The sequence below is a fragment of the Nonomuraea deserti genome (assembly GCF_004348685.1).
GTDB lineage: Bacteria > Actinomycetota > Actinomycetes > Streptosporangiales > Streptosporangiaceae > Nonomuraea > Nonomuraea deserti.
This window is the reverse complement of record NZ_SMKO01000096.1, coordinates 1-21,391: the sequence shown is the minus strand read 5'-3', so window position 1 is coordinate 21,391 and position 21,391 is coordinate 1. Positions and strand designations below refer to the sequence as shown.

Sequence of the window (21,391 nt, the reverse complement as noted above, 5' to 3'; positions counted from 1 at the left end):
CTGGCCCCGGCTCGCTACCGGGGCCCGATGCCGTCCAGGGTGAAGGTCCTGTTCCACTCGCGCACCCATTTCGGGCCGAACCCCTCGGCCGAGTTGAGCGGCGTGGCCCTGGCGTCGAACTTCCCCGTGGCGGGGTCGAAGGCGAACGCGGCGGCGCTGTCCTTCTTGACGTTGTACGAGTCGAAGTCCGGGTTGAAGGTCTTGACGCTCAGCCCGTCGGCGTCGTCGGTGTAGGCGAAGCCGCCCGTCGCGATGCTGACCGACCGGGTGAGCACGTTGTGCGACGGCACGTACAGGGAGTCGGGGTCGGTCCACACGTACGCCTCGGTGCACTCGTCGGCGTCGATCGAGGTGCAGAGCTCGCCGTTCGCCTTCGACGGGACGTACCAGTCACGGATGTTCGGATACTGCTTGCCGTAACGGCGGTACCACTTCTCGATGTTCTCCCTGGTGTTCGTGAAGCCGCTGCCGTCGCCGGGCTTCAGCATGTCGTTGAAGCGCTCGACCACGACCTTCGAGTTCGGCACCGGCAGGTCGTCCTCGTGGTAGAGCTTGTCGTGCCCGAGGTAGGTCACGTCCTTGAACACGTTGTCCGACGCGACGTTGCTGTGGCCGGCCTGGAAGAACAGGCCGTGCTGGACGTTGTCGAAGACGTTGTGGCGCACGACCATCCCCGACATGCCGTCGTCCATGTAGACGGCCTGGTTGCCGTCCGCGCCGATGTCCTTGAACAGGTTGTACGCCACCACGTTGTTCAGGTACGTGTAGTCGCGCCCCGCGTAGATCACGCCCTGGTCCGAGGCGTGCGTCACCAGCCGCTCGAACCTGTTGTGACTGATCTCCATGTCGTTGCCCATGATCTGGATCGCCATGTGGGGCGCGTCGTGGACGTGGTTGTAGCGGAAGGTGTTGCCGACGCCGTACATGTAGCCGGCGGGGGTGTAGGTGGCGAGCTTGGAGAAGTCGTAGATCTCGTTGTGCTCGACGACGTGGTCGCCGCGCTCCAGCGAGTCGCGGTCGCCGCCGGCCGTGAACACCCCGCCGCCGCCGAGGTCGTGCAGCCGGCTGTTGATCACCTTGTTGCGGTGGCCGCCGCGGCTGGTGCGGTATTCGGCGACGGCCGTGATGGCGTCGTTGGCCTCGCCGATCGCGACCGCGTCCATGCTGGCGTTGAGGATCTCCAGGCCGTCGACGGTGCACGACTCCGCGTCGAGCAGCCGTACGGCGGTGCCGGTGGTGCCGTTCAGCTTCAGGCCCTCGAGCGTCACGCCGCGCACGTTCTCCAGCTGGAAGAAGGGCGCGTCGAAGGACGTCAGGCTGATCTCCTTGCCCTCGACGGTCCCGCCCGGCGGGTAGTAGTAGAGGGTGCCGGCGTCCTTCCAGCGGTCGATGTAGTACTCGCCCTCGGTGTCGAGCTCGCTGAGCACGTTCTGGGCGACGAACGACGTCCACTTGTCGGTGGCGGCGTACATCGTGGGGTACGTCGTGCGCAGCTCCGCCTCGCCGGGGTCGACGGAGGCGATGCGGACGCGGTCGTTGGCGTAGTTGTTGCCGAAATAGCCGGAGAGCCAGCCGTCGGTCTCGTGGACCGTGTTGTCGATCTCCCCGCTGCCGCCCTCCGGCGGCGCCCAGGTGGTGGAGTGCTCCTTGAGCGTGGCGTCGACGGTGGTGTAGACGGGTCCCGGCAGCTTGAGCATGTCCTCGTACGGCATGGTGGTGCCGTCCTCGGTCTTGTCCGAGAAGTAGTCCCTGGCGCCCTTCGGCGCCTCCTTGACGGTGATGGCGGCGCTGTCGAGCTTCTCCGCGCCGTTCGGGTACTGCGCCAGGGTCTGGGTCGCGTCGTCGGTGATCAGCTCGGGGGCGAACGGCTGGGGTTTCCAGTTGAACCCGTTCTTCATGATCACCCCGGCGGGGATGCCCGCGGCGCCCAGGTCGTAGACGTAGACCTGGCCGGCCACCGCGTCGGGGACGCGCGCCTTAGACGACCACTTGGCCTCGTCCGGCACGTCGCCCAGCTTGCGGAAGTCGCCGGGGTCGAGGGTGGTGACGCCGGCGAACTCGACCTGCTCGCCCGGGTGGGCGGCATAGGTGACGTGGGAGTGCTCCGCGCCGCTGAGCCGGATGGTCCTGGACGTCTGGTAGACGCCTTCCCTGATGTAGACGACGCCGGGCCGCCGCGCGCTCGTCCGTCCCGCCAGCGCGTCGCGGGCCTGCTCGACCGTCGCGAACGGATCGGATTCCGTACCGGTGGCGCCCTCTTTGCCGTCCTTGGCCACGTAGACAACGGTCTTGCCGGTGGGTAAGCCGGGTTCCGCCGACGCCGGCGCTCCGGCCGCCGTGACCACCAGGACGGACGCGATCAGGACACCCATCGATCTTCTCGGCATGCTCGTGCCACTCCGCTCGTTCCAGGGCCGCCGCTGCAATGTGACAGACCACAAGGGTCATCGCCGAAGCACCGTAACCCTGCAGGCCATGCCAATTCAACCGTTTGACCAATGCGGGTGGCCGCCCGCCGGGAAGGCTGCCAGGAAGCCGCGTCTCAGTTCGCCTCTGACGTCGCCGACACGGGGAGGGACGCCGGTTCGCTGTCCGCCCCGCCGGCCACCGTGCTGTCCGCCGGACTGTCCTCCGGGCCGCTCCCCGGGGCCGGGCGGTGGTCAGGGGCCAGGCGGCCGAGCGTGATCGTGCCGCCGATGGTCAGCGCGCCGGCCAGCAGGGCGGGGATCGCCGTGGACGGGGCCGTGGGCAGCGGCTCGCCGAGCAGGATCGCGCCCGCGAGCACGGAGGTGATGGGGTCGACGACCTGCACGCCCGCGTAGGCGATGCCGAAGTAGCCGACCGCGTACGAGCGCTGGAGCAGCACGACGGCGCAGACCAGCAGCAGGGGCACGGCGAGGGTGAACCAGTGGACCAGCCGCCCCCAGTCGCCCTGCAGGCCGCCGCCGACCACGCGGACGAACGTGGACACGCTCGCGGTGACGGCCCCCGCGCCCACCGAGAGCAGCGCGGCCCTGGCCGCGCCGTGCACCCGGCGCGCCATCAGCTGCGTGACCAGGGTGACCAGCCCGATCACGGCGAGGAACCCGATGGCCGCGCCGTCGCTCAGGTGTGGCGGCACGTTGTGCTCCGGCACCAGCATCATGAGCCAGAGCAGGCCCACCGCCACGGCGATCGATCCGAGGATCTCCGCTCGATACGGCCTGCGGCCGTACAGGAACGCCGCCAGCGGCACCGCGAACACCAGGGTGGCGACGCTGATCGGCTGGACGGCGACCAGCGGGGCGAAGCTGAGCGCCACCGCGTGCAGGCACGCGCCGGTGAACCCGATGATGCCGCCGATCCACCAGCGAGGGCGTCGCACCAGCCGGAGCGAGGCGCCCTCGGACACGGCTTCGTACTGCTGCAGCGCGGCGCCGAGCGCGTAGCCCAGCGCGCCGGCCAGAGCGATCAGCAGGCCGACCCAGGTCATCGCGGCCCGCGCAGGAGCAGGCGTCCTTTCAGAGGCATTGCTCCAGCTTATGAGCCCAGCGAGCTTCTAGAATCCACCTTTAGGCTGATAAATCCGCTTGAACCCATCTTGAACAGCACGAACATGTGCCTCATTCTTGAGCCCGGTCAGGCCCTGCCGGCCCGCGCTAGGAACGCTCGGGGCAGACACAGAAGAGGTGGCCCTCCGGGTCCTGCAGGACCACCCAGCCCGTGCCCTCCTCGGTGACGCCCGGCTGGAAATCGGGCCTGGTCGCGCCCAGCGCGATGTACTCGCCGACCGCCTTGTCCACGTCCGGCACCCGGAAGTCGAGGTGGAACTGCTTGGCCGGGCCCGGCCAGGCGGCCGGCTCGCGGTCGGGGTTCCTGCCGAAGTAGATGTTCGTGGTGCCGTCGCCCACGGCCGCGTACTCGTCCTCGGAGTACTGGATGTCCAGCCCGGTGACCTCGTGGTAGAACGCGGCCAGCTTCCTGGGCTCCGCGCAGTCGAGGGTGACCGCCAGGAGCTTCGCTTTCGTCGTCATGGGGTCCAGCGTTCCAGCCGTACCTGCCATCTTCTGTCAGGTACGGAGGAGAGGTACGGCGAAGGGCCGCGCCCGGGTTCGGACGCGGCCCTCCCGTCACGACACGGAGTCACCCGGGGAAGCGGCCGTAGTAGTCACCCAGCCGGGTCCGGTATTCGGGCTCCTTGAACGTGCCCTCGTCGAACTCGGGCGCGTCCTTGATCTCGGCCTTGGTGCGCGCCACGTGCACGTCGCGCTCCTGCGGATCGATGCTCGTGACGACCTGCGCCGGGAGCATGACCTTCTTGCCGAAGATCCAGGGGCCGGTGTCGACGATGATGTAGCTCCCGCCGACCTCGTACGTCGCCTCGTCGACGGTCCCGATCTTCCCGTCGGTCGCCTGGACGCGGAAGCCCGCGAGATCCAGGCTCCTGCCACGGTCGTAGACGTCAGGTCGGTAGTCCCAGAGCTCCATGGGAACTCGTCCTCTCCTCTTCCGTCTTTCTCGGGCTCTCCTCCGCTACCCGAACAGAGCTCCGTAAACCGGTAACAAAGCGGTTAACAGCTAGCGATCATCCATTAGTCAGCAAGCGGTCTACGCCACCCTCTTCTAGGACAAGAAGGGTGATAAAAATGCCAACTAGCTCAGACCGTCTTTACGAGATCGACGGCCTCCGGCTACTGGCGGCGCTCTGCGTCGTGCTGTTCCACTACACGTTCTCCGGCTGGGCCGGCGACCACAGCCCGGTCGTCTTCGCCGCGGAGAGCGCCTGGTCCAAGTACGGCTACCTGGGCGTGGACCTGTTCTTCCTGGTCAGCGGCTTCGTGGTGTTGATGAGCGCCTGGGGCAGGACCCCGCGCGCGTTCGTGGTCTCGCGCGTCGTGCGGCTCTATCCCGCGTACTGGGTGGGCATCGCCGTCACCAGCGTGGTGACCGTGACGCTGGGCCAGGGCGTGTTCGAGGTGAGCCTGCCGCAGGTGCTGGCCAACCTGACGATGTTCCAGTCGGTGCCGAACATCGCGAACGTGGACGTCGTCTACTGGACGCTCTGGGCCGAGATGCGGTTCTACTTCCTCATCCTGGCCTTCACCTTCATCGGCATGACGCGGACCCGGGTCATGGTGGGGCTGTGGGCCTGGCTGGGGCTGACGATCCTGGTCGAGGCAGGGCTGCTGCCGGGGATCGCCGACCTGGTCGTGCAGTCGGAGTTCTCCCACTACTTCATCGCCGGCATGGCGCTGTTCATGCTCTACAGGTTCGGGATGAACGTGCAGATCGCCCTGCTGGTGCCGATCTGCCTGGGCAACGCCATCTACCGGGCCATCGGTTACGCCGACGCCGTCGGCGAACGGTACTCCGTGACGTACTCGCACGCCGTGATCATCACCGTGGTCGTGCTGCTCTTCCTTGTCATGACGCTCATCGCCCTGCGCGCCACCCGGTGGCTGGGCAAGCCGTGGCTGGTGACGGCCGGCGCGCTGACGTACCCGCTCTACCTGCTGCACGCGCACGTCGGCTTCGTGATCTTCACCAGGATGGGCGACTCGGTCAACAAGTACGTGCTGCTGTGCGGGCTGATCGTGGTCATGCTCGCCGCCGCGTACCTGGTGTACAAGTTCGTCGAGCGGCCGCTCGCGCCCCGGATGAAGGCCATGCTGTCGGGTCGCGCGCCTGCTCACGTCCCCAGGCACGCCCAGCGCGAGATGTCCGACCGGATGAGCTGACTCTTCTGACAACCGGCCGGCACGCGGGGCGTCGGGGCTCCAGGTGCGGATACGATCCGCGTGAAGGGGGCCGGATGAGTGAGACCGACGAGCCGGAGTGGGCTCCACCCGGTGTGGATCCCAAGCAGCCGAGCGTGGCACGCGTGCACGACGCGCTGCTCGGCGGCATGGAGAACTACGCCGCCGACCGCTCGGTGGCCCGCAAGCTCAAGGACACGGTGCCCGAGGTGGTCGACCTCGTCTGGTGCAACCGCGCCTTCATCGGCAGGGTGGTCGACTTCCTGGTCCGCGAGGCCGGCATCAGGCAGCTCATCGACCTGGGCGCCGGGCTGCCCACGGTCGAGAACACCCACGAGGTCGCCCAGTTCGCCGACCGCGCGTGCAAGGTCGTCTACGTCGACATCGACCCCATGGTGGAACCGCACGCACGGGCCCTGCTGGGCGACAACCCCCACGCGGGCGCCATCACCGCCGACGCCCGCGACCTCGACGCCGTGCTCGGCCACCCGGTCCTGCGCGGCCTCATCGACCTGTCGCAGCCGACGGCGATCATGGCCATCGGGCTGCTGCACCTCTTCCCCGACAAGGAGGACCCCCACGCCCTGGTCAGGCGGTACATGTCGGCGCTGGCGCCGGGCAGCTACCTCGCCGCCTCCAACATGCTCGCCTCCGCCAACCCCAAGGCCAAGGCGCTGGAGGTGATGTTGCAGGCCACCATGGGCGCCGGCTTCTTCCGCGAGCGCGCGGCCATCACCGCGTTCTTCGACGGCCTGGTGCTGGTGGAGCCGGGAGTCGTGCACTTCCCCGAGTGGCACCCCGACGAGCGCATCCCCGGCCCGCTGGCGCCGTGGGAGGAGCTGCTGCTGGGCGGCGTGGCCCGCAAGCCGTGAGGCCCGCACCCGACACGCGCCCCCGGCACCCGGTGACCGCCGCTGACGTGCGGCGGTAGGGTAGGCCGCATGCCGCCGCGACGCCTGCTCATCTGCTCTCCCCCGCCCGCCCGCTAGCGGGCGGCTTTCCTCACGTTTCACGGGTCTGACGGATCCGTGAGTGGTTGCTGCCCGCACGCCGGGCCCATTCCAACCACTCCATCCGGAGCAATCTGTCATGACCCATGTCTCCGCGCGGCGGGGCGCCCTCTACGTGACCATGGCCGCGACCGCCTGGGGCACCGGCGGCGCCGCCGGCTCGCTGCTCTTCCAGGCCGGCCATCTCGGCCCCGTCGGCGTGTCCCTGTGGCGGCACCTCCTCGGCGCCGCGTTCCTCCTGGTGATCGTCCGCCGCTTCCTCCTGGCCGACCACCTCGACTGGCGGGTCCTGCCGGTCGGGGCCGGCATGGCCGTCTACCAGACCGCCTACTTCGCCGCGATCGCCCACTCGGGCGTGGCCGTCGCCACCGTGGTGACCATGGGCGCGACGCCCGTCATCACGGCCGTGGGCAGCCGGCTCTTCCTGCGCGAGCGGCTCGGCCGCGGCGCGCTCCTCGCGCTGGCCGCGGCGCTGACCGGGCTCGTCCTGCTGACGATGGAGCCCGCGCTCGGCGCCGCGGCCCCCTCAGGCGAGGGCGCGCCGGCCTCCCCGGCCGCCGGCGTCGCCTTCGCGCTGGCCTCCGCCACCGGGTACGCCGGGGTGACGCTGCTGTCGCGGCGGCACAACGACCGCGACCCGCGGAGCACGGCCATCGGCGGGTTCGCCGTGGCCGCGGTGTGCCTGGCGCCGTTCGCGCTGGCGGAAGGCGTCGTGCCGGACATGAGCTGGTCGTCCATGGGACTGCTGATCTATCTCGGCGCGGTGCCGACGGCGCTCGCGTACGCGCTGTACTTCGTGGCGCTGACCGCGCTGCGGGCCACCACGGTCGCGATCATCTCGCTGGGCGAGGCCGTGGGCGCGGCGCTGCTCGGCGTGGCGCTGTTCGGGGAGCGGCTCACGCCACTCGCCTGGACCGGCTGCGCCCTGCTGCTGGCCGCGGTGACAGTGCTCGCTCTCCGGGCCGAAGCGGGGTGACTCGGGCGGGAGCGTTGTGACGGTACAGGCCGCCGGATGAGTTAAGGTCCGGTACGGCGGCGCTTGCCGTATCCCTTGGCCGAGGGAACGGTCTCGGCGAAGCGTGCGTTGGAGGAACTGTGGCGTCAATTTCGGGAATGCTGAGGAACCTGCTGGATCGCCCAGGCGGAGTGCCTCTGGCCCCCTACCAGAAGATCGTCAAGGCCGCCGGAGCGCTAGCAGCCAAGATCGGCGAGCTCGACGAGCTGCCCGCGCCGGAGATGGACGATCTGGCCGGGTTCTGCGCCATCGCGCGCGAGGCCGCGGACCGCGAGCTGGGGCTGCGCCCGTACGACGTGCAACTGCTGGGCACGCTGGCCCTGCTCGACGGCAAGGTCGCGGAGATGGCGACCGGCGAGGGCAAGACGCTCTCCGGCGCCATGGCCGCGGCCGGCTACGCGTTGCAGGGCAAGCGCGTCCACGTGATCTCCGTCAACGACTACCTCGCCCGGCGCGACGCCGAGTGGATGGGGCCGTTCTACGCCTCGCTCGGCGTCAGCGTGGGCTGGATCGGCCAGAACTCCACGCCTGAGGAGCGGCGCGAGGCGTACGCGAAGGACGTCACCTATGGCCCGGTCAGCGAGATCGGGTTCGACGTGCTGCGCGACCGGCTGCGCACCGACGCCGCCGAGCTGATCGTGCCCGCGCCCGAGGTGGCGCTGGTCGACGAGGCCGACTCGGTGCTCGTCGACGAGGCGCGCGTGCCGCTGGTCATGGCCGGCGCGGCCGACCCCGGCAACGCGGTGCCGGAGATGGCGGCGCTGGTCAGGCAGCTCGTACGCGGCTACCACTACGAGATCGACGAGCAGGCGCGCAACGTCTACCTGACGCCCAAGGGCGCCGACAGCGTGGAAAACCTGCTGGGCGTCGAGCTCTACGACGAGCACGAGCCCGGCACCCTCATCGAGCTCAACCTGGCCCTGCACGCCCACGCCCTGCTCGCCCGCGACGTCGACTACATCGTGCGCGACGGCAAGGTGCAGCTCATCAACCCATCGCGCGGCCGGGTGGCGCTGCTGCAGCGCTGGCCCGACGGCCTGCAGGCGGCCGTGGAGGCCAAGGAGGCGCTGCCGCCGAGCGAGAAGGGCGAGATCCTCGACTCGATCACCGTGCAGGGCCTCATCCGCCGCTATCCGCAGATCTGCGGCATGACCGGCACGGCCGTGGCCGTCAGCGAGCAGCTCGGCGAGTTCTACGGCCTCAAGGTCGCGGTGATCCCGCCCAACCGGCCGTGTGTCAGGACCGACGAGCTCGACCGCATCTACCCGACCGTCCCCGACAAGGACGCCGCCCTGGTCGAGGAGATCCAGGAGGTGCACGCCACCGGCCGGCCCATCCTCATCGGCACGCTCGACGTGGCCGAGTCGGAAAACCTGGCCAAGCTCCTCCAGCGGCGCGGCCTGGAGCCGGTGGTGCTCAACGCCAAGAACGACGCGGAAGAGGCCGCGATCATCGCCAAGGCCGGCGAGCGCGACGCCATCACGGTCTCCACCCAGATGGCCGGCCGCGGCACCGACATCCGCCTCGGCGGGGGCGTGGCCGAGCTGGGCGGCCTCTACGTGATCGGGTCCGGCCGCCACGCCAGCAGCCGGCTCGACGACCAGCTGCGCGGCCGGGCGGGCCGCCAGGGCGACCCGGGCGGCTCCGTCTTCTTCGTCAGCATGCAGGACGATCTGATCACCCAGTTCATCCCGGACGAGCGGCCGCCCGCGGCCGACCCCGACGGCGTCGTCCGCCACCGGCGCGGGGCCTACCTCGTCGGCCACGCCCAGCGCGTCGCCGAGGGCGTCAACCTGGAGATCCACCGCAACACGTGGCGCTACACCCGCCTGCTGGAGCACCAGCGCGAGCTCATCCTCGAGTGGCGTGACAAGGTCCTGCACGGCGACGCCGCCTCCAAAGCGTTGGCGAAGGCCGACTCCGAGCGCTGGGAGTCACTGCCCGAGGACACCCGTGACGAGACGGCCCGCCAGATCGTCCTGCACGCGCTCGACCGCTGCTGGACCGAGCACCTGGCGTTCCTGACCGACCTGCGCGAGGGCATCCACCTGCGCGCGCTGGGCCGGATGAGCCCGGTCGACGAGTTCCAGAGGGAGGCGGTGGCCGAATACAAGTCGCTGCTGGCCGAGGTGGAGCGGCGCTCGCTGGAGTCGTTCGAGGCGCCTGAGCCCGATCTGCGGCGGCCCGCGGCGACGTGGACCTACCTCGTGCAGGACAACCCGTTCGGCACGGAGTGGGACCGCATCCTCAAGCGCGTCACCGCCGCCACCCGGCGCGGCTGAGCGCGCCGCAAGGGGGATGGCCGATCAGGGCCACTTGGGGTCGCCCGACGGCACGACCGGTCCTTCCAGCACGCCCAGCCGCTCCAGCAGGGTGAGGAAGGTCATCGCGTACGGCGAGTCCTCGACCACGGCCGCGACCCGCGGCCAGTCGACCTGCTCGCGCAGCGCGCGCACCTGCGACAGCAGCGCGCCATAGTCGCAGGCGTGCTCCGACAGCGGCAGCAGCCACGAGATCACCAGGTCGGTGGCCTCCAGCACGGGGACGATCACCGCCGACGCCTTCAGCGGCTCGGCCCTGTCGAGCAGCTCGTCGGTGATCGCCAGGTCCGACACCCGGAAGATCAGATCCACCAGGCGGCCCTCGTCGTACGCCTTGACCAGCCAGTCCTCCGGCGGCTTGGCCGTCTGGAAGCCCAGCCCGCGCAGCGCCTCCAGGGCGGCGGGCACGTCGTGCTCGGTGACCACGAAGTCCACGTCGTGCAGCGACGGCGCGGCTCCTCTGGCATAGGCGGCGCAGCCGCCGGCCAGCGCGAATTTCACTCCGGCGTCCTTCAACCCGGAGCTGGCGCGCTTGAGCGTGTCGAGGATCGCGTCCGTGACCGCGTGACCGTGGCTGCTCATGGTTTCGGGCTACCCACACGGACCTCCAATAGGCGTTGTGCTATAAGGCCTCTCTGGCGAGTACGGCCTGGGCCTGGGGGCAGAGCGAGATGCTATGACCGAAATCCTGGAGAAGACCGAACAGGCCTATGGCGGTGACCACGACCGTCCGCTCGGCGGCTACCTCGGCATCCTCGGCGCGTACGGCGGCACGGTGGCGGTGGCGACCACCGCGGCGGCCCTGGCGGGACGGCGGGCCCCCGACCGCGTGGCGGTGATGGACGTGCTGCTCATGGCGGCCTGCACGCACAAGGTGTCGCGGCGGCTGGCGAAGGACCCTGTCACCAGCCCGCTCCGAGCGCCGTTCACCCGCTACAAGGGCGGCGGCGGGCCCGCCGAGGTGCAGGAGAAGCCCCGCGGCCCGGTGGGCGAGCTGCTCGCCTGCCCGTTCTGCCTGTCGCAGTGGGTGGCCACCGCGTACGCCGCCGGGCTGGTGCTGGCGCCCAAGGTCACCCGGCTCGTGGGGGCGACGATGACCGCGGTGGCGATCTCCGACTGGCTGCAGCTCGCCTACGCGAAGCTGATGAAGTCGGCCTCATGAATCACGCCGAGGTCTCCGGGCCGATAACGGAATGCCATATGTTTCTCCCGTCGGCGCCCTAGCGGAAAAACATGTTAAGCGGCCACCCCTCAGGGCAGAGGCGGAGTCATGGCTACTTTGCTCTGGATCATCGCGGTAATTCTCGTCATCTCCGGGATCTACGTGATCCTCGCCCGGCGCGACCTCCTGTGGGGGATCGTGCTCATCGTGCTCGGTTTCCTGGTCGGGCCTGGCGGGGTCAGCATCTTCAATGTCTAGGGGCGCCACCCGGATGGCTCCCCGCACGACCCGACCGCTGGGCCGATCCCCGAGAACGGTCCAGCGGTCCACCCGCTTTACCGGAATAACGCAATAAATGATGAAAGGCCTGAAGGGGTATGAAAAGGCCACCGTCCTGATGGACGGTGGCCTTCGACCTTCGGGTCAGAACCCGTCCTCGCACTCGAGGCAGTAAACGCCGTACGCCCGGCCCAGCACCGGCAGGGCCACGTTACGCACCCGGATGCCACCCGGGGTCATGCCCTTCGCGCTGCCCTTGTGCGCGTGCCCGTGGAAGATCAGATCCGCGCCGGCCGTGTCGACGGCCTCCGCCAGGAGATAGCTGCCGAGGAAGGGGTAGATCTCCGGCGGCTCGCCCTCCAGCGTCTCCTTGATAGGCGAGTAGTGCGACAGCACCACGCGCTCGTCGGCCACGATCTCCTTCAGCGCGACCTTCCACGCCTCGGCGATGTGGCGGGTGTGGGCGACGAAGTTCTTGATCTCGCGTTCGCCGAACTCGCTGGCGCACTTGCCGGCGAACCCGCCGCCGAAGCCCTTCCCGCCGACGACCCCCAGCTTCTTCTCGCCGCACTGGAGCACGACGCCGTCGTCGTCGAGCACGATCACGCCGGCGTCGCGGAGCTCCTCCGCGATCTCGTCCTGCAGGTCGGAGTGGTAGTCGTGGTTGCCGAGCACCGCGACAGCCGGAATCGGCAGGTCGCGCAGCTCATCGGCGACCACCTTGCCCTCCTGCAGCGTGCCGTGCCTGGTGAGGTCGCCCGCGAGCATGAACACGTCCGCGCGCTCCTCGATGCCCTCCAGCCTGCGCCGGTAGTGGCCCCTGCCGTCCTCGCCCAGGTGAATGTCGCCCACTGCGGCGATGCGCAGGTCAGTCAAGATGCTCATCCTCCCCTGGCTCGGTGGCGTCCACGATGTTGATCTCGTTGTGCACATGGAGCTCGGGCGCGGTCTCGTGCGCCACCTGGCCGAGCCGCGTGCGCTGCTCGGCCTCGCTCACCTGCCCGCGCAGGAACAGCTGGTCGCCTCTGATGTCGACGCGGATGCCCAGCTCGTTGGTGCGCCCGTCCTCGGCCAGCGCCTGCTGGACGCGGGCCGCGACGTACTGCGGAGCTTCCATCGCTGCCTCCTTCTCCTGTCGCCGCATTCCCGGGTACAGAACCCGTCAAACGGCACGAATGAGGTCTATAACCGCCCGTTCCACCGTGCCCGCCGTGGCCAGCTGCCCGAAGTCGGCGTCGGCCCCGAGCTCGGTCAGCACCGCCGTGACGGTCCTGTCCCGCTCGTACGCCTCGACCACGCGCGGATCCACGTACGAGGCGCGCGCCACGGTGGGGGTGTTGCCCAGGTACTCGGCGACCTCGCGCATCACGCGCACGATCGCCTTCTGCTTCTTCGTCCGCCCCTCCGCGCCGGCGGGCCTGGACACCGCCAGCCCCACGGCGGCCAGCACCGTGGCGTGCCAGGTGCGGAAGTCCTTGGCCGTGACCTCGTACCCGATGGTCTCGCGGAGGTAGTCGTTGATGTCCTCGCTCCTGATGTCGCTCCAGCCGCCCGCGTGCCGGTAGCGCAGCAGCTCGCCGTCCTCCCCGAGCGCCTTGAGCGCCCTGAGCACCCGGCACGCCCCGGGATCGGCCAGCTCGACCTCGCGGGCGATGTCGCCCTTGGCCGGGTAGGAGCAGACGACGACGCCGCGCGCGCAGGTGACGTGCTCCATCCTGAGCGTGGCCAGCCCGTAGGTGTCGTAGCTCTCGCCGCCGATGCGGAAGAAGCCGATGTCGAGCAGGCGGGCGGCGGCGGCCAGCACCCGCTGCCGGGTCAGGCCGCGGCCCTGGAGCTGGTCGTCCACGGCCTTCCTGAACGCGGGCAGCCGCTCGGCCACCTCCAGCACCCGGTCGAACTTCTCCCGGTCCTGCTGCTCGCGCCACACGTCGTGGTAGCGGTACTGCCTGCGCCCGGCCGCGTCCGTACCGACCGCCTGCAGGTGCCCGTCGGGCGAGGCGCAGATCCACACGTCGCTCCAGGCCGGGGGGATCGCCAGCGCCTTGATCCGCTCCACCGTGGCGGGGTCGCGCACCCGCCGGCCGTCCGGGGCCACATAGGAGAATCCCCGGCCACACCGCCGGCGTACGATCCCAGGCTCGTTCTGGTCGCTGGGCCGCAGGTCGGGACAGCCGGGGCGGGGTCGCGGGTCCACGTTCGGGTCAGGCTCGGGCACCGGGCCCGGCTACCCAGGACGTTACGCCGCAAACGGCACGGGCAGGTGAGCGGCATGTCTGAACACGGAGAGTGGCACGAGGAAAAGTCCCGCAGGGGCCACGCCATGGTGCCCGCCACCCCACGCGACGTGGTGCACATCAGGGTGGGCTCGTTCCTGCTGGTGTTCCTGTTCGCGTTCGCGGTGCTCGGGCTCATCGCGCGCGCCCCGGTCATGACGGGCATCGCCGTGGTGCTGGCGGTGCTCACAGTGATCGACATCACGCTGGCCGTACGCCGCCAGAAGCAGCGGAGCGACGGAGAGGCGGGCTGATCTCGACATGGCGCAGTTGAGCGGGCGAGTAGTGGTGGTGACGGGCGCGAGCGGCGGGGTCGGGCGCGCGGTCGTCCGCGAACTCGGACGGCAGGGGGCCAGGGTGGCCCTGATCGCCAGAGGCACGACCGGGCTGGGCGCGGCCGCGGTGGACGTGGGGGTCGAGGGCGGCAGCGGGCAGGTCTACGAGGCGGACGTCGCCGACTACGACGAGGTGCGCAAGGCCGCCGAGAGGATCGAGGCGGAGATGGGGCCGATCTCGGTGTGGATCAACACCGCCTTCTCCTCCGTCTTTGCGAAATTTTCGGACATCTCCCCTGAGGAGTTCAGCCGCACCACGGCCGTCACCTACCTGGGCTACGTCTGGGGCACCAAGGTGGCCCTCGACCTGATGCGGCCGCGCGGCACCGGCGCCATCGTCCAGACGGGCTCGGCGCTGTCCCAGCGCGGCATCCCGCTGCAGTCGGCCTACTGCGGCGCGAAACACGCGATCAAGGGCTTCTCGGAGTCGGTCCGCACGGAGCTGCTGGCGGACGGGAGCGACATCCAGGTCACGCTCGTCCAGCTGCCCGCCGTCAACACCCCCCAGTTCGAGTGGGTGCTGTCCAAGCTCCGCCGCCACCCCCAGCCGGTCCCCCCGATCTACCAGCCCGAGGTCGCGGCGCGGGCGATCGTGTACGCCGCCGCGCACCCGGAGCGCAAGGAGTACTGGGTGGGGATGAGCACCGCGGCCACCCTCCTCGCCCAGCGCATGGCTCCGGCCCTGGTGGACCGCTACCTGGCGCGGACGGGAGTCAACTCGCAGCAGACGGACGAGGAGCCCCCCAGCGGCGTGTCCAACCTCTGGGACCCGGCCGACGAGACGACGGACTACGGCGCCCACGGCACCTTCGACCAGCGCTCCCACGCGCACAGCCCTCAGGTCTGGCTCTCCCAGCACCGCCGCCCGGTCCTGCTCACGCTGGCCGCGGGCACGGCCGCCGCCGCCTGCGCCGCCCTCGGCCGGCGCCTCCGGCGCTGACCGTCCGCGACAGCATCTGACACGACAGGCCCCGACCTCACAGGGCCTGACACGACAGGCCCTGACCCCACAGGGCCTGACACGACAGGCCCTGACCCCACAGGGCCTGACACGACAGGCTCTGTCACCACAGCACCTGTCACCACAGGACTCGACAGGCGGGACCTGACGCGACAGGGCCTGACATACGGGACCAGACACCACGGGGCCGCCCGCGTCGAGCGGGCCGGTGCGGGTAGGCGGGCCGAAACTCTCCAGGAGGTCATGATGGCCGAAAACGATCTGCAGTATCTGGCGGAGCTGGCGGCGCAACTGCGCGTCGACTCCGTCCGCGCCGCCGCCGCGGCGGGCTCGGGACATCCCACGTCATCCATGTCCGCGGCCGACCTGATGGCCGTGCTGTTCGCGAGACACCTCCGCTACGACTTCGAGCAGCCGGACAACCCGGCCAACGACCACGTGATCCTTTCCAAGGGGCACGCCTCTCCCCTGCTGTACTCGCTCTACAAGGCGGCCGGTGTCATCGGTGACGAGGAGCTCCTGACGTCCAGGCGGCGCGGGAGCCGGCTCGAAGGGCACCCGACGCCGCGGCTGCCCTGGGTGGACGTGGCCACCGGGTCGCTCGGGCAGGGGCTGCCGGTGGGGGTCGGGGTGGCGATGGCCGGGCGGCTGGAACGGATGCCGTACCGGGTGTGGGTGCTCTGCGGCGACAGCGAGCTCGCCGAGGGGTCCATCTGGGAGGCCGCCGAGCACGCGGGCGGCGAGGGCCTGGCCAACCTGACCGCGATCGTGGACGTCAACAGGCTCGGGCAGAGAGGGCCGACCCGGCACGGGTGGGACACGGGCGCGTACGCGCGGCGCTTCTCGGCGTTCGGCTGGCACACGATCGAGATCGACGGGCACGACCCCGGGGAGATCGACTACGCGCTGCAGGACGCCGGCAAGACGCGCAGGCGCCCCACCGTCATCCTGGCCAAGACCCGCAAGGGCGAGGGCGTGCTGGAGGTCGAGAACCGCGAGGGCGCCCACGGCAAGCCGCTCAAGGACGCCGACCAGGCCGTCGACGAGCTGGGCGGGCCCCGGGACGTACGCGTCACCGTGCGCAAGCCGGACGAGACCGCCGAACCGTACCGCTTCGATTCCGGCCCGCTGGAGCCGCCCGCGTACGAGGTGGGCGAGCAGGTCGCGACGCGGACGGCGTACGGAGAGGCGCTGGCGGCGCTCGGCGCGGCCCGCGGCGACGTCGTGGCGCTGGACGGCGAGGTGGCCGACTCCACCAAGACCGAGGCGTTCGCGCAGCGCTTCCCCGAGCGGTTCTTCGAGATGTACATCGCCGAGCAGCAACTCGTCGCCGCCGCCGTCGGGATGCAGATCCGCGGGTGGACCCCCTACGCCGCCACGTTCGCGGCGTTCCTGACCAGGGCGCACGACTTCATCAGGATGGCCGGGGTCAGCCGGGCGTCGATCCGGCTCATCGGGTCGCACGCCGGGGTGTCGATCGGTGAGGACGGCCCGTCACAGATGGGGCTGGAGGACCTGGCCATGATGCGGGCCCTGTACGGCAGCACCGTGCTCTACCCGTGCGACGCCAACCAGACGGCCTCGCTGATCATCGAGATGGCCGGCGTCGAGGGCGTGTCCTACCTGCGTACCACGCGCGGGAGCACGCCGGTGATCTACCCGCCGGGCGAGCGGTTCCCCGTCGGCGGGTCGCGGGTGCTGCGGCAGTCGAGCGGCGACCGGGCCACGATCGTGGCCGCCGGGGTGACCGTGCACGAGGCGCTGGCGGCCGCCGGCGAGCTGGAGACGTCAGGAGTTCCCGTGGGGGTGATCGATCTGTACTCGGTCAAGCCGGTCGACTCGGCGGTGCTGGTGGAGGCGGCCACCACCACGGGCAACCTGATCACGGTGGAGGATCACCGGCTCGAAGGCGGGCTGGGTGACGCGGTGCTGGACGCCGTCAGCGAGCTCGGGCCGAGAGTGGTGAAGCTTGCCGTGACCGAGCTGCCGGGGTCCGCGAAGCCGGAGGAGCAGCTCGCCGACGCCGGCATCGACCGCCGCGCGATCGTGGAGGCCGTCAAGCGGCTGCTGTGAGCGGGGCCCGCGGCTGGCCGGCCTGCGGCTGATCGGGCTGCGGCTGATCGGGCTGCGGCTGATCGGGCTGCGGCTGATCGGGCTGCGGCTGATCGGGCTGCGGGCAACGGTAAGGCCGGCGGTCGAGGGGGGCGGCGCGGTGCCGCCTCGCTCTCCCGCCGGCCTCGTGACGAGCCGGCCGCCTCCGGTCTGCGCGCTGGTCAGCGAGCCTTCGCCGTGGCCTTCCTGTTGGCCTTCTTGATGGCCGACACCAGCTCCTGCTTGGTCATCTTCGAGCGGCCGCGCACGCCCAGCTTGGCGGCCACGCTCTGCAGGTGTTCCTTGCTGGCGTTGGCGTCGACGCCCTCGGCCGTCCTGCCGGACCGGTCCGTGGCGCCCTTGTCGGAAGGACCCTTCTTCGACTTCGGCTCCCAGTGGTCGCCGACCTTCTCGAAGGAGTGCTTCAGCGCCGCGAACGCCGTCATGTGGGCGCGCCGCCCCTCGCCGTACTCCTGCACTGCCGAGTCGTGCGCCTTGATCCACGTGTTCTGTGCCTTCTTCGGCGAGCGCCTGATGGTCGACGGCAGTTCTTCGACTGCTGGCATGTCGCTTACCTCCTACAGCGGTGGTTCGTCGTAGTGACGCCGTTCCTCGTACACGGTCGTCTTCCTGGTCTCGGGCTCTTCGTAGATCTCGTGACGGTGGACCGGCTCGTCGATGGGGCCGACCGCCCGGCGGGTGACGCTGATCCGGTAGATGCCGAACCCGAGTCCGACCAGGCCTCCGAGCATGAGGACCAGACCCACTACGTTGATGTCGAGGCCGGCGAGGTCGAACTCGACGGCCCAGGTGAGGATCGCACCGAGCATGATGAGGATGATGCTTCCGGCGATGGTCATCTGATTTACCTCCTTAACACGAAGGACCTCTATCCACATGTCGAAAAACAAACCAGTCGTGGTGATCGGGCTCATGGGATCGGGCAAGACGACGGCGGGCGTGCTGATCGCCGAGGCGCTGGGGCTGGAGTTCAGCGACAGCGATCCGTTCCTCAAGGCGAGGTACGGCGGCACCGCCGCGCAGATCGCCGCCCGCGAGGGCGCGGCCGCGCTGCACCTCTACGAGGCCGAACACGTGCTGCTCGAACTGGCCGGCCCGCCCAAGGTGATCGCGGCGGCGGCGAGCACGGTCGAGGACCCCGAGGTCCGGGCGGCCATGCGGGCCGCGTTCGTGGTCTGGGTCGACGCCCCCGACAAGGTGCTGGCCGAACGGATGCGTTCGAGCGATCACCGCCCCGATTTCGACCCGGCCGCCATGCGGGCCCGCCGCGAACGCTATTTCCGTGAGGTGGCGGACACGGTTTGCGACGTCGGTGAGCTCACCCCCGAGCAGGTGCGTGACGAGGTGGTGCGGGAAATGGGTTTGCCCGCCGGTGATCGCGACTGATAGCCAAAGGGGATGTTCGCCGAGAAACCCGTGCTGAAGGGCCCGCGCGTGACGCTGCGCCAGGTCGGTCCAGAGCACGCAGAAGGCCTTTACGAGCTGGTTCGCGACCCGGAGGTGCGACGGCTGACGGGCTCGCACGGCGAGTTCGACTTCGAGGGCGCCCGCCGATGGTGCGCGAGCCGGGCGCAGCACGCCGACCGGCTCGACCTGGCGATCATGACCGGCGACGGTTACGCGGGCGAGGTGGTCCTCAACGCGCTGGATCCCGCTAACCTGTCGTGCAACCTGCGCATCGCGCTGATCGGCCCACGGGCGTTCGGCAAGGGCTACGGCACGGAGGCCATCGAGCTGGTCCTCGGACACGCCTTCGGGACGACCCCGCTGCACCGGATCGAGCTGGAGGTCTACGCTTTCAACGACCGGGCACGACACGTCTACAAGAAGATCGGCTTCGTGGAGGAGGGCGTGAAACGTGACGCCTTGCTGTGGGACGGCGCATGGCACGACTGCATGATCATGGCGATGCTCCGCCCCGGGTGGCAGGCAAGATCCGGAAGCCTGGCATAATGATCTTGACGCATGGGTCCCCCGAGGCGCGCGGGGGACCTGTCGCGTCATTTCGGACAACCATTGGACGGTGTCGTGCATCTAAGCATCAGTGACGATGCGCTTGGTGCCGGGTGACCCCGAGAGGCTTGGCGGCTACTGGCTGGCCGCCAGGCTCGGCGCGGGCGGGCGCGGCGTCGTCTACGACGCCTACGACGACGACGGGCACAGGTTCGCCGTCACGGTGCCGCGCGGCGAGGCGGAGCCCGAGTCGCGGGGCGAGGCGGGGCGCCGGTTCGAGCGGGTGACCTGCCGCCACCTGGCCGAGGTGGTCGACGCGGGGGTCGACGGCGGAGTCCCCTATGTGGTGAGCGAGTTCGTCGACGGGCCCGACCTGCGGCAGGCGGTCGCCCTGCACGGGCCGTACGAAGGCGACGAGCTGCTCGCGCTGGCCGCCTCGCTGGGGGCCGCGCTGGACGCGCTGCACGAGGAGAAGCTGACACACCAGGGGATCAACCCGGAGAGCGTGCTCCTGGCCGCCGAAGGTCTCAAGGTGATCGAGCTCGGCCTGCCCGCCTGCCGGCCGGTCGGCGAGACGTACACGTACCTCGCTCCCGAGGTCCTGACCGGGGAGGAGGCGGGCGCGCCGGCCGACGTGTTCGCCTGGGGCGCGGTGGTGGTGTACGCGGCCACCGGGCGCGATCCGTTCTGCGGCGAGAGCCTGGGCGGCATCATGCACCGGCTGCTCACCTTCGACCCTGACCTGAGCGACCTGCCCGAGCCCCTGCGCGGTCTGGTCGGACGGGCTCTGGCCAAGGATCCCGCCGACCGGCCGGTGGCGGCCGAGCTGCTGGTGGGGGCCGGAGACGTGCTGCGGCCCCCGCAGGGCCACGCGCGCCCCCGCTCGCTCGGCGAGGTGGCCGAGGAGGTCTACCAGTCGCTCACGCCCCGCCAGCAGGAGGAGGTGCCCGGGCTGCTGCTGCGCCTGCTCGACGGGGACAACCCGCACGACGAGGGCGACGTGCTCGGCCCGCTCATGGACGCCGGCCTGCTGGTACGCCGGAGCGTGCGCGTGGCGCCGGTCGAGACGTCCATGGGCAAGCTCGTGGCCCTCAGCGACGACCGGGTGGCCCCGGCCAGCGCCGCGCTCTACCGCGCCTGGCCCAGGCTGCGCGGCTGGGCCGCGGACGAGCGCGAGAGCATGCACGTGCACCGCCGGATCCGGGTGGCCGCCCGGCAGTGGTCCGAGCACCACCGGGGCCGGAGCCGGCTCCTGCGCGGCGAGGCCCTCGACACGGCGCTCGGCTGGGCCGCGACCAAGCGCCGCCACCTACGGCTCAACCAGCTCGAACGCGACTTCATCAACGACAGCGTGGCCCTGTCCAAACAGCGCAGGAAGCTCCTCACCCCCTCCATGGCGACGCTCGGCGCACTGCTGGCCGCAGCGGTGACGATGTCCGTGGTGTCCGTGTACGGCCAGAACGACCTGCGCGGCCGGCTCCTCGACGCCGACGCGCGGGTGGTGGCCGCCAGGGCCGAGGCGATGCGGTCGAGCGACCCGCGCACGGCGATGCGGCTCAGCGTGGCCGCCTGGCGGTTGTCGCCCGTCTTCGAGGCGCGGGCGGCGCTGCAGGCCTCGCTCGTCCAGCCGGAGCTGGGCGTGTTCACCGACCCGGCCGCCGACCTGCGGGCTCGCTACCTGCTGCGCGGGGACGAGCTGATCCGGTGGGACACCGGCACGGTCACCGTCTGGGACGTGCCCCGGGGGCGGCGGCTCGCCTCGTACCGGCTTCCGGCGGGGAGCGTGGCGCTGAGCGACGACGGGCGCTACGCGGAGGGGGCAGGTGGGCGGCCCTTCGACGTGGCGACCGGCCGGCCGCCGTCCCCGACCGCCACGTTCACGATCACCAGGGCCGGCAGGACCCGGGTCTACCGGGGGTCGCAGGTGCTGTTCGACGTCGCCGACCGCACGGTGGCGCTCGCCCGGGACGGGTCCAGGGCGGCGTTCTCCCGGCTGGACGGGCGGGTCGAGCTGTGGGAGCTGGCGCCGAAGACCCGGACGGGGACGATCGAGGTCCAGCCGCTCACCGGCCCGGATGCCGCGGCGCCCGCCCTCGCGTTCAGTCCCGACGGGGCCACGCTGGCCGTGGCGGGGCGCGAGGGGGTCACGCTCGTCGCCGCCGGCCGCGCCGCCACCCGCGCGCAGCGCTCCCAACCCTCCGGCCCGCTGACCACCGCCACGGCCCCGCCCTCCAC

General features: G+C 70.5%; 22 protein-coding genes. 12 read left to right on the top strand and 10 right to left on the bottom strand.

What is annotated here, in order from left to right:
- Nucleotides 1-14: 14 nt before the first annotated feature.
- The 4 genes from E1292_RS29205 to E1292_RS29190 all read right to left on the bottom strand — a co-directional run bounded on the left by E1292_RS29205 (nucleotide 15) and on the right by E1292_RS29190 (nucleotide 4,467).
- Nucleotides 15-2,372 carry a right-handed parallel beta-helix repeat-containing protein gene (locus E1292_RS29205; RefSeq protein WP_165974792.1) on the bottom strand — a complete coding sequence of 786 codons (2,358 nt, stop codon included), beginning with the start codon at nucleotides 2,370-2,372 and terminating at the stop codon, nucleotides 15-17.
- 170 nt (nucleotides 2,373-2,542) lie between these two features.
- Nucleotides 2,543-3,472, bottom strand: coding sequence for a DMT family protein (locus E1292_RS29200; RefSeq protein ID WP_246090415.1), 930 nt, complete (start codon nucleotides 3,470-3,472; stop codon nucleotides 2,543-2,545).
- A 166-nt stretch (nucleotides 3,473-3,638) separates the two neighbouring features.
- Nucleotides 3,639-4,013, bottom strand: coding sequence for a VOC family protein (locus E1292_RS29195; protein WP_132598662.1), 375 nt, complete (start codon nucleotides 4,011-4,013; stop codon nucleotides 3,639-3,641).
- Nucleotides 4,014-4,122: 109 nt separating this feature from the next.
- A complete protein-coding gene (locus E1292_RS29190) occupies nucleotides 4,123-4,467 on the bottom strand; it encodes a PRC-barrel domain containing protein (protein ID WP_132598660.1) in 345 nt (114 codons plus the stop codon).
- 158 nt (nucleotides 4,468-4,625) lie between these two features.
- Between E1292_RS29190 and E1292_RS29185 the strand changes: the two genes are divergently transcribed.
- The 4 genes from E1292_RS29185 to secA2 all read left to right on the top strand — a co-directional run bounded on the left by E1292_RS29185 (nucleotide 4,626) and on the right by secA2 (nucleotide 10,042).
- On the top strand, nucleotides 4,626-5,717 hold the full coding sequence (locus E1292_RS29185) for an acyltransferase family protein (RefSeq protein WP_132598658.1): 1,092 nt from the start codon (nucleotides 4,626-4,628) through the stop codon (nucleotides 5,715-5,717).
- Nucleotides 5,718-5,791: 74 nt separating this feature from the next.
- Nucleotides 5,792-6,607 carry an SAM-dependent methyltransferase gene (locus E1292_RS29180; RefSeq protein WP_132598656.1) on the top strand — a complete coding sequence of 272 codons (816 nt, stop codon included), beginning with the start codon at nucleotides 5,792-5,794 and terminating at the stop codon, nucleotides 6,605-6,607.
- A 217-nt stretch (nucleotides 6,608-6,824) separates the two neighbouring features.
- Nucleotides 6,825-7,721 (top strand): DMT family transporter, encoded by an 897-nt coding sequence (locus E1292_RS29175; protein WP_132598654.1) that lies wholly within the window; start codon nucleotides 6,825-6,827, stop codon nucleotides 7,719-7,721.
- A gap of 137 nt (nucleotides 7,722-7,858) precedes the next feature.
- Nucleotides 7,859-10,042, top strand: coding sequence for an accessory Sec system translocase SecA2 (gene secA2, locus E1292_RS29170; protein WP_132598652.1), 2,184 nt, complete (start codon nucleotides 7,859-7,861; stop codon nucleotides 10,040-10,042).
- Nucleotides 10,043-10,066: 24 nt separating this feature from the next.
- Here the strand turns inward: secA2 and E1292_RS29165 are convergent, their stop codons facing one another.
- Nucleotides 10,067-10,663, bottom strand: coding sequence for a nucleotidyltransferase (locus E1292_RS29165; RefSeq protein WP_132598650.1), 597 nt, complete (start codon nucleotides 10,661-10,663; stop codon nucleotides 10,067-10,069).
- A gap of 94 nt (nucleotides 10,664-10,757) precedes the next feature.
- On the opposite strand from E1292_RS29165, the gene E1292_RS29160 reads away from it, so the two are divergent.
- Together E1292_RS29160 and E1292_RS51420 are read left to right on the top strand one after the other, a co-directional pair.
- Complete coding sequence (locus E1292_RS29160) at nucleotides 10,758-11,243, top strand: DUF1360 domain-containing protein (RefSeq protein WP_132598648.1); 486 nt, start codon at nucleotides 10,758-10,760, stop codon at nucleotides 11,241-11,243.
- Nucleotides 11,244-11,351: 108 nt separating this feature from the next.
- Nucleotides 11,352-11,501 (top strand): GPGG-motif small membrane protein, encoded by a 150-nt coding sequence (locus E1292_RS51420; protein ID WP_165959640.1) that lies wholly within the window; start codon nucleotides 11,352-11,354, stop codon nucleotides 11,499-11,501.
- A 165-nt stretch (nucleotides 11,502-11,666) separates the two neighbouring features.
- Here the strand turns inward: E1292_RS51420 and E1292_RS29155 are convergent, their stop codons facing one another.
- The 3 genes from E1292_RS29155 to E1292_RS29145 are packed head-to-tail and all read right to left on the bottom strand — an operon-like array spanning nucleotide 11,667 to nucleotide 13,617.
- Complete coding sequence (locus E1292_RS29155) at nucleotides 11,667-12,407, bottom strand: metallophosphoesterase family protein (RefSeq protein ID WP_181958311.1); 741 nt, start codon at nucleotides 12,405-12,407, stop codon at nucleotides 11,667-11,669.
- A complete protein-coding gene (locus E1292_RS29150; RefSeq protein WP_132598646.1) occupies nucleotides 12,391-12,639 on the bottom strand; it encodes a BON domain-containing protein in 249 nt (82 codons plus the stop codon). The genes E1292_RS29155 and E1292_RS29150 overlap by 17 nt, the downstream gene beginning before the upstream one ends.
- 45 nt (nucleotides 12,640-12,684) lie before the next feature.
- A complete protein-coding gene (locus E1292_RS29145; protein WP_246090414.1) occupies nucleotides 12,685-13,617 on the bottom strand; it encodes a DNA topoisomerase IB in 933 nt (310 codons plus the stop codon).
- A gap of 174 nt (nucleotides 13,618-13,791) precedes the next feature.
- Here E1292_RS29145 and E1292_RS29140 point away from each other — a divergent pair, with 174 nt between their 5' ends.
- From E1292_RS29140 to E1292_RS29125, 3 genes are all read left to right on the top strand, one after another.
- Nucleotides 13,792-14,049 carry a hypothetical protein gene (locus E1292_RS29140; protein ID WP_132598644.1) on the top strand — a complete coding sequence of 86 codons (258 nt, stop codon included), beginning with the start codon at nucleotides 13,792-13,794 and terminating at the stop codon, nucleotides 14,047-14,049.
- 7 nt (nucleotides 14,050-14,056) lie between these two features.
- Nucleotides 14,057-15,070 (top strand): SDR family oxidoreductase, encoded by a 1,014-nt coding sequence (locus E1292_RS29135; RefSeq protein WP_132598642.1) that lies wholly within the window; start codon nucleotides 14,057-14,059, stop codon nucleotides 15,068-15,070.
- Between the two features lie 267 nt (nucleotides 15,071-15,337).
- A complete protein-coding gene (locus E1292_RS29125; protein ID WP_132598638.1) occupies nucleotides 15,338-17,164 on the top strand; it encodes a transketolase in 1,827 nt (608 codons plus the stop codon).
- A gap of 200 nt (nucleotides 17,165-17,364) precedes the next feature.
- On the opposite strand, the gene E1292_RS29115 is transcribed toward E1292_RS29125, so the two are convergent.
- Together E1292_RS29115 and E1292_RS29110 are read right to left on the bottom strand one after the other, a co-directional pair.
- Nucleotides 17,365-17,748 carry a ChaB family protein gene (locus tag E1292_RS29115; RefSeq protein ID WP_132598636.1) on the bottom strand — a complete coding sequence of 128 codons (384 nt, stop codon included), beginning with the start codon at nucleotides 17,746-17,748 and terminating at the stop codon, nucleotides 17,365-17,367.
- A gap of 12 nt (nucleotides 17,749-17,760) precedes the next feature.
- A complete protein-coding gene (locus E1292_RS29110; RefSeq protein WP_132598634.1) occupies nucleotides 17,761-18,042 on the bottom strand; it encodes a hypothetical protein in 282 nt (93 codons plus the stop codon).
- Nucleotides 18,043-18,079: 37 nt separating this feature from the next.
- On the opposite strand from E1292_RS29110, the gene E1292_RS29105 reads away from it, so the two are divergent.
- The 3 genes from E1292_RS29105 to E1292_RS29095 form a co-directional block, all read left to right on the top strand.
- Nucleotides 18,080-18,589, top strand: coding sequence for a shikimate kinase (locus tag E1292_RS29105; RefSeq protein ID WP_246090413.1), 510 nt, complete (start codon nucleotides 18,080-18,082; stop codon nucleotides 18,587-18,589).
- A 12-nt stretch (nucleotides 18,590-18,601) separates the two neighbouring features.
- Entirely contained in the window at nucleotides 18,602-19,156 is a 555-nt protein-coding gene (locus E1292_RS29100; protein ID WP_132598632.1) for a GNAT family N-acetyltransferase, read from the top strand.
- Nucleotides 19,157-19,253: 97 nt separating this feature from the next.
- On the top strand, nucleotides 19,254-21,391 hold a 2,138-nt coding region (locus tag E1292_RS29095), incomplete at its 3' end, for a protein kinase family protein (protein WP_246090420.1).

Coding starts and splice junctions, on each gene's coding strand:
- E1292_RS29190 (WP_132598660.1), bottom strand. CDS start 4,467: ATGGAGCTCTGGGACTACCGACCTGACGTCTACGACCGTGGCAGGAGC.
- E1292_RS29125 (WP_132598638.1), top strand. CDS start 15,338: ATGGCCGAAAACGATCTGCAGTATCTGGCGGAGCTGGCGGCGCAACTG.
- E1292_RS29205 (WP_165974792.1), bottom strand. CDS start 2,372: ATGGGTGTCCTGATCGCGTCCGTCCTGGTGGTCACGGCGGCCGGAGCG.
- E1292_RS29180 (WP_132598656.1), top strand. CDS start 5,792: ATGAGTGAGACCGACGAGCCGGAGTGGGCTCCACCCGGTGTGGATCCC.
- secA2 (WP_132598652.1), top strand. CDS start 7,859: ATGCTGAGGAACCTGCTGGATCGCCCAGGCGGAGTGCCTCTGGCCCCC.
- E1292_RS29140 (WP_132598644.1), top strand. CDS start 13,792: ATGTCTGAACACGGAGAGTGGCACGAGGAAAAGTCCCGCAGGGGCCAC.
- E1292_RS29195 (WP_132598662.1), bottom strand. CDS start 4,013: ATGACGACGAAAGCGAAGCTCCTGGCGGTCACCCTCGACTGCGCGGAG.
- E1292_RS29175 (WP_132598654.1), top strand. CDS start 6,825: ATGACCCATGTCTCCGCGCGGCGGGGCGCCCTCTACGTGACCATGGCC.
- E1292_RS29185 (WP_132598658.1), top strand. CDS start 4,626: ATGCCAACTAGCTCAGACCGTCTTTACGAGATCGACGGCCTCCGGCTA.
- E1292_RS29135 (WP_132598642.1), top strand. CDS start 14,057: ATGGCGCAGTTGAGCGGGCGAGTAGTGGTGGTGACGGGCGCGAGCGGC.
- E1292_RS29110 (WP_132598634.1), bottom strand. CDS start 18,042: ATGACCATCGCCGGAAGCATCATCCTCATCATGCTCGGTGCGATCCTC.
- E1292_RS51420 (WP_165959640.1), top strand. CDS start 11,352: ATGGCTACTTTGCTCTGGATCATCGCGGTAATTCTCGTCATCTCCGGG.
- E1292_RS29165 (WP_132598650.1), bottom strand. CDS start 10,663: ATGAGCAGCCACGGTCACGCGGTCACGGACGCGATCCTCGACACGCTC.
- E1292_RS29160 (WP_132598648.1), top strand. CDS start 10,758: ATGACCGAAATCCTGGAGAAGACCGAACAGGCCTATGGCGGTGACCAC.
- E1292_RS29105 (WP_246090413.1), top strand. CDS start 18,080: ATGTCGAAAAACAAACCAGTCGTGGTGATCGGGCTCATGGGATCGGGC.
- E1292_RS29150 (WP_132598646.1), bottom strand. CDS start 12,639: ATGGAAGCTCCGCAGTACGTCGCGGCCCGCGTCCAGCAGGCGCTGGCC.
- E1292_RS29115 (WP_132598636.1), bottom strand. CDS start 17,748: ATGCCAGCAGTCGAAGAACTGCCGTCGACCATCAGGCGCTCGCCGAAG.
- E1292_RS29155 (WP_181958311.1), bottom strand. CDS start 12,407: ATGAGCATCTTGACTGACCTGCGCATCGCCGCAGTGGGCGACATTCAC.
- E1292_RS29100 (WP_132598632.1), top strand. CDS start 18,602: ATGTTCGCCGAGAAACCCGTGCTGAAGGGCCCGCGCGTGACGCTGCGC.
- E1292_RS29200 (WP_246090415.1), bottom strand. CDS start 3,472: ATGACCTGGGTCGGCCTGCTGATCGCTCTGGCCGGCGCGCTGGGCTAC.